This is a genomic window from Treponema sp. R6D11, assembly GCF_054786075.1.
Genome location: NZ_BDHD01000142.1, coordinates 1 through 4,601 on the forward strand (window position 1 = coordinate 1; position 4,601 = coordinate 4,601).

Below are 4,601 nucleotides of genomic sequence, written 5' to 3' on the forward strand. Positions count from 1 at the left end.
CTGTTGTTGTATTCGGCAATTGCCGTTTCCAAATCCTCTTTATCCCAATCGGGCCATAATTTTTGCGATATGTACAATTCCGAATATGCCCCTTCCCACAGTAAAAAATTACTTGTCCTATATTCGCCCGCGCTTCGGATTATTAAATCAGGGTCTGGCACATCGGGATTATCAAGGTAATTTTGTATAACGTCTTCGCTTATGCTGTCAGCGTTGTCGCTTTCCGCCACAAATTTTTTGAATGCCCTTACAATCTCGTCCCTGCCGCCGTAATTAATCGCAAGAATAACCTGCATTCCGTCAAAACTTGCCGTACCAGCTATGGAATCGGACAATTCTTTTTGAATGTCAGGCGGCAGCCCTTCAAAATCTCCGGCGTGGCGGACTCGGATTTTATTTTGTTTGCTAAAATCAAACTCCGCTCTTAAATACTGTTTTATAAGTCCCATAATAAAACCGACTTCTTCCGCCGCCCGTTTCCAATTTTCCGTAGAAAAAGCGTAAAGCGTTAAATATTTTATGCCTAAATCGCTCGCCGCTTTAACAATACGTTTTGCCGTTTTTAACCCTTCAAGATGTCCCTGCGTTCGGACAAGCCCTCGGCTTTTCGCCCAGCGTCCGTTTCCATCCATAATAATGCCCACATGAGCAGGGATTCTTTTTTCCATTTACACGTCCATTATTTCTTTTTCTTTTTCTTCAAGGAGTTTGTTTATCTGCCCTATGTAGTTGTCTGTAAGTTTTTGCAGTTCTTCCTCTCCCTTGCTTTCATCGTCTTCCGTAATCTTTTCTTTTTTGTCCTTCAAAAGTTTTTTAAGCTCTTCGTTGCCGTCCCTGCGAATGTTGCGAATAGCGACTCTTGACTGTTCCGCCTGACCCTTTGCCAGTTTGACAAGCTCTTTGCGTCTTTCTTCCGTAAGTGGCGGAATTGAAATGCGGATTACTTTGCCGTCATTCGACGGATTTAACGACAACTCGGAAGAACGAATAGCTTTTTCAATCTCTGTTATAATATTTTTATCCCAAGGTTGAATAACGACAAGACGGGCTTCGGGGATTGAAATATTCGCCACTTGATTAAGAGGCGATTTTTCCCCGTAAGCGTCAACACGAACCCTGTCAAACAGAGCGGCTGTCGCTCTTCCTGTCCTAAAAGCGGCAAACCCGTCTTTAAGGCTTGCCACTGTTTTTTTCATTCGCTCTTCGTTAGACGAAATTACTTCCTGCATAAAAACCCCTGATTATTCGCCGACTCTAAAGTAAACGTACTCGGTTACCGCAAGTTTGGCTCCAGCTTTTTTCCCACATTCCTCAACCGCTTTTGCAACGGTGATTTTCTCGTCTTTTACATAACCCTGTTCCAAAAGGCAAATTTCGCTTAAATATTTTGTTACCTTGCCTTTAAGAATTCCTTCAAGAACATTTTCGGGTTTCCCTTTAAGTTTTTCGTCCTGTTGCATTTGAACCTTGAAAATATCTTCTTGCTCTTTAAGCCACGCTTGATCGATTTTTGTTCTGTCAATGGCGGCAGGATTAAAAGCCGCAATATGAAGGGCGATAGAGAAAATAAAAGATTTTACGTCTTCCGTCTTAAAGATTTCCGGTTTGTCGGATTCGCATTTTACAACTACGCCGATGTTGCCGTCCCCGTGAATATACTGCGTAAGGTATTCGTTGGAAGACGCTTTTACCAGAGAAAGTCTTTTAAGCCCCATGTTCTCGCGGATTTTTGTCGCAAGATCTTGAACAAGACCGCTAAGCTCGTCATTGGGTGCGGTTATTCCCTTTTCAAGAGCGTTAGCCGCAATTTTTTCGCCAAGAGCGATAAAGTCGGGGTTTCTTGCCACAAAGTCTGTCTCAGCGTTAAGTTCAACTAACACTGCGGCGGAATTGTCGTCTTTCATTTTTATAAAAACTTTTCCGTTATTTGTAGCGCGTCCGGCTCTTTTTTCAAGAGCGGCAAGACCTTTTTCTTTTAAAAGTTTTTCAGCTTTGGCAAAATCGCCGTCTGAAGAGACAAGCGCATTTTTACATTCCATCATACCGGCTCCGGTTTTTTCCCGAAGTTTTTTTACATCTGCTGCGGATATATCAGCCATTTTAATCTCCTTATATATTACTCGTCATTATAAACTTTATCGACGTCAATTTTAATTTTGTTGTCGATTTCATCTTCTTCAGGGACTTCCTCGTCCGCTTTTGCGGCTTTGTACGCTTCTTCCGTTGTGTATTTTTCGATGTCGATTTCCCTGTCTTCTTCTTTCATGGATACGTCGTTCATCATGCTTTCCATGTCTTCGTCTTCGTCGCCCAATGTTTCGATGATCTTCAGTCCTACTTCGTTATCCGCTTCTACAACGGCGTTGGCGACAATTTGCGTGAATAGGGTAATCGCCCTGATTGCGTCATCGTTGCCCGGAATAGGGTAGTCGATGCCGTCGGGATTACAATTTGTATCGACAACTGCGATGATTGGAATGCCCTGTCTTTTTGCTTCGGCTACGGCGATAGCTTCCTTGCGTGTGTCGATGATAAAAAGGATACCCGGAAGCTCTTTCATCTCTTTAATGCCGCCCAAGTTTTTTTGCAATTTAATGCGTTCTTTACCAAGCGAGGCGATTTCTTTTTTGGTGAGATTTTCGAAAGTTCCGTCAACTTCCATTTTTTCTAATTTTTTTAGACGAAGAAGCGATTTTTTAATCGTTACAAAGTTGGTAAGCATACCGCCAAGCCAGCGGTTGTTTACATAGTACATTCCGCAACGTTCAGCTTCTTTTTGAATTGCTTGTTGGGCTTGTTTTTTTGTTCCTACAAAAAGAACAGTTTTTCCCCCCGCAACAGTTCTGCGTACCGCTTCGTAGGCGTCTTTGATAGCCTGAATCGTTTTTTGCAGATCGATGATGTGAATGCCGTTCCTCTCCGCGAAGATGTATTTCTTCATGCGAGGGTCCCAGCGTTTCACCTGGTGTCCAAAGTGTACTCCTGATTCAAGGAGATTCTTCATTGTTACAACAGCCAAAATTTCCTCCTAACATTGGGTTTTAACGTTGAGTTATCGACTTGTTCAAAGACAAGTTCGACATTGAGTAAAAACCCTACCATCACTATATCTCACTGTTTACAGGCATGCCTTAAACAGCGGAAAATCGACCCCCAACAGTCTTACAGACCGAGTTTGGAACTTACGCCCCGTATGGGTAGCCGTTATCTCTAAGCATGACATAAAACTCACGCAATGGCAAGCCCGCCACAGCGCTTAAAGTGCCTTCTATTTTACTTATAAAGCAGGAAGCAAGCCCCTGGATACGATAAGCTCCGGCTACCCCCTGCCATTCGTTTGTATTGAGATACCAGTTAATTTCAGCCTCCGACATGGGGGCAAAAGCGACTGTACAGGAGGCTGTCCGACAATCGGTCTTTTTTTCCCTGCCGTTATAAAGAGCCATAGAGGTTATAACCTGATGTTCCCTGCCCGACAGCTCTTTTAGCATATTTGCGGCATTTTCCCTGTTTTGCGCCTTACCGAAGATTTTATCTTCTATTGCTATAACCGTATCTGCGCCAAAAATCCACCAAGGCAGGCGTTTTCTCATTTCTTCGATGACATTTTCTACCTTTTTAACCGCAAGCTCCGAGGTTAATTTTTTAGGGTCTTTTTGTTTACAAAGGCTTTCATCTATTTTTGCGGGCATTAAGCATTTGGAAGTCAACATAAAAAAAACAGTTGACGCTCTGCTTGAAAGCATAAAAGAAGCCGATTTTTCCTTGAACAGGCAGGCGACTATCAATATACCAGCCAGAATCAGAATGACAACTCTTTACGCCGTATCCGCCGCAGTAAACGGCAGAGTCGCCAATACATGCAATTTAAGCGAGGACTACATAGGCTACGCCACAAAACACGGCGACGCAGCCGGGGACTTTAGCCCCCTGTCTCAGCTAACGGTTACCGAAGTAAAATTAGTAGCGAAAGAATTATCGCTACCGCAAAAGTTTATAGAAAAAGTCCCCGAAGACGGGCTTTCAGGTTTAAGCGACGAGGAAAACATCGGTTTTACTTACGCCGTATTAGATAAGTATATCCGTGAAGGCGTTTGCGAGGATACGGATATTAAAGAAAAAATAGATAAAATGCATAAGTTGAATTTGCATAAATTGGAATTAATGCCCCATTATTCTTTCCACAGCATATAATTATCAGCAAGATTGCCTGTTATAAAATTCCCTTCCATGTCCAATTGGATCAATTTATTTTCGGCTACTTTATAATAACTTGGCATCTCGACTATATCAATTTTAATAAATTCCCATGTGTCATCCCAGTCAAACTTTCCTGCCCATGTAAAGGTATTTTCAGGTTTATCAAGGTATTTATACGTCAGTTCATAGGTATCATCTATGTTGAGTTTCATACGGACATCAATGCCCGCTCCGCTTGCCGACGGAATTATACCTTTATACACTCCTGACCAATCAAGGCTGATTCTTGAATTATGAATATCAATAATACCACGGCTTTTAATGCAAGAGACAAATCCTATTAGTATAAGGATAACCATTAGCGAGAAAATAAATACTTTTCTTTTCATAATATAATCTAT

At 42.1% G+C, this 4,601-nt stretch carries 7 protein-coding genes; 1 reads left to right on the forward strand and 6 read right to left on the reverse strand.

All coding sequences use genetic code 11. From position 1 onward, the window contains the following. From uppS to ACYVTD_RS09980, 5 genes are all read right to left on the reverse strand, one after another. Positions 1–668: polyprenyl diphosphate synthase (uppS, locus tag ACYVTD_RS09960; protein ID WP_461247627.1), on the reverse strand; the 668-nt coding region annotated here is incomplete at its 3' end. After that, complete coding sequence (gene frr, locus ACYVTD_RS09965) at positions 669–1,229, reverse strand: ribosome recycling factor (protein ID WP_461247628.1); 561 nt, start codon at positions 1,227–1,229, stop codon at positions 669–671. 12 nt (positions 1,230–1,241) lie between these two features. Continuing rightward, positions 1,242–2,099, reverse strand: a complete 858-nt coding sequence (tsf, locus tag ACYVTD_RS09970) for a translation elongation factor Ts (protein WP_461247629.1) — start codon at positions 2,097–2,099, stop codon at positions 1,242–1,244. 17 nt (positions 2,100–2,116) lie between these two features. Beyond that, positions 2,117–3,019 (reverse strand): 30S ribosomal protein S2, encoded by a 903-nt coding sequence (gene rpsB, locus ACYVTD_RS09975; RefSeq protein WP_461247630.1) that lies wholly within the window; start codon positions 3,017–3,019, stop codon positions 2,117–2,119. Between the two features lie 163 nt (positions 3,020–3,182). After that, complete coding sequence (locus tag ACYVTD_RS09980) at positions 3,183–3,692, reverse strand: Maf family protein (RefSeq protein WP_461247631.1); 510 nt, start codon at positions 3,690–3,692, stop codon at positions 3,183–3,185. Positions 3,693–3,699: 7 nt separating this feature from the next. Between ACYVTD_RS09980 and nadE the strand changes: the two genes are divergently transcribed. Beyond that, positions 3,700–4,194, forward strand: a complete 495-nt coding sequence (gene nadE, locus ACYVTD_RS09985; RefSeq protein WP_461247632.1) for an NAD(+) synthase — start codon at positions 3,700–3,702, stop codon at positions 4,192–4,194. Here nadE and ACYVTD_RS09990 read toward each other — a convergent pair. Continuing rightward, positions 4,173–4,601, reverse strand: a 429-nt coding sequence (locus ACYVTD_RS09990; RefSeq protein WP_461247633.1) for a copper resistance protein NlpE, incomplete at its 5' end; no start/stop codon positions are given. The genes nadE and ACYVTD_RS09990 overlap by 22 nt on opposite strands.